The organism is Shewanella sp. SM23, assembly GCF_025654295.1.
GTDB lineage: Bacteria > Pseudomonadota > Gammaproteobacteria > Enterobacterales > Shewanellaceae > Shewanella > Shewanella oncorhynchi.
In genome coordinates this window covers 1-1,420 of sequence record NZ_JAKKRM010000046.1, presented here as the reverse complement: position 1 = coordinate 1,420, position 1,420 = coordinate 1, and the positions used below count along the sequence as shown (strand labels likewise).

At 48.0% G+C, this 1,420-nt stretch carries 1 protein-coding gene; it reads left to right on the top strand.

All coding sequences use genetic code 11. The features are described from left to right. Positions 1 to 84 precede the first annotated feature (84 nt). Complete coding sequence (locus tag L5L98_RS22160; RefSeq protein ID WP_259216148.1) at positions 85 to 1,407, top strand: IS4-like element ISSba6 family transposase; 1,323 nt, start codon at positions 85 to 87, stop codon at positions 1,405 to 1,407. The last annotated feature ends 13 nt before the right edge of the window (positions 1,408 to 1,420 follow it).

The following is a 1,420-nucleotide window of genomic DNA, read 5'->3' as shown; positions in this document are numbered from 1 at the left end:
TAATGCCGATCAGTTAAGACAGATCGCTTGACGATCTCGCTGAAAAGATCAAAATCCGATGACCTCATGTCATCGGATTTTTTTATGCAACTCTCAGAAGCACTCGCCCGTACTCATATTACCCGCCTAACCGAATTCACCTGCTTAGCAGATGTGTTAGAACCTGAGTTAATTCAATCTTGCCTAGACTCTCAGGGCGTTGCGACGTTAAGACGGCGTAAATTGCCGATGGACGCGATGATTTGGGCCGTTATCGGAATGGCTTTGTTCCGAGGGGAATCTGTTCGGTCACTCATCAACAAACTCGACATTGTTTTGCCGCAAGAGATTGATTATGTTGCACGCAGCGCCGTGACTCAGGCGCGTAAACGATTGGGCAGTGAGGTTATTAGAGAAGTATTTAGTCGCAGCGCCAATACCTGGCACGCGAGAGCTGAACATCCTCATTGGTGCGGCCTTAACTTGTATGGTGTTGACGGTGTAGTGTGGCGGACACCCGATAGTGTCCAAAATCAAGCCGCCTTTGCGCGTACCGCAAACGCTTCAGGCGAAGCTGCTTATCCGCAAATTCGCATGGTTTGCTTGATGGAATTAAGCAGCCATTTGTTGGTCAACAGCGCCTTTGATTCGGTTGCCGAAAATGAAATGAACTTAGCATCCCAGCTCATTCCTAGCATTCCCAATTACAGCCTAACCCTATTTGACCGAGGATTTTACTCGCTCGGCCTGTTACACGCTTGGCAGCAAGCGCAACCTGATAGCCACTGGTTGTTGCCATTGAAGAAAGGCACTCAATATGAGGTGGTGCGAACGCTAGGAAAGCATGATCAGTGGGTGAAACTCACCACTACACCTCAGGCCAGAAAGAAATGGCCGCAGCTGCCTGAAACTCTTGAAGCGCGTTTATTGACTAAGACAGTGAAAGGTAAGCCAGTCGCCATTTTGACCTCGTTGACAGACCCGATGCGTTACCCCAGCGAAGACATCGTCGACTTATATGCCCATCGATGGGAAATAGAACTGGGCTACAGAGAGATGAAGCAACATCTACTGGAGAGCCGTTTTACGCTCCGTAGTCAACTACCGGAGCTGGTGACTCAAGAGTTATGGGGCGTGCTACTGGCCTATAATCTCATTAGATATAAGATGTTGCTGATGGCTAAAAGCTTGCCATCGGTCCACCCCAATCAACTGAGTTTTCGAGATGCGGCGAGTTATATCATCTTCAAGTTGACACAACTGTCATCACAAACACCGGGGAATGTCCCGAGAGACGTATTGGATATAGAACGAAATGCACGGCAATTTAAGCTGGATGGTAAACGGGAAAGGGCATATCCACGAGTTCTTAAAATGAGCAAAAACAAGTTCCCGGTTAGACCAAAGAAAAATGCCGTTCACTCTTAAGTGAACGGCATTA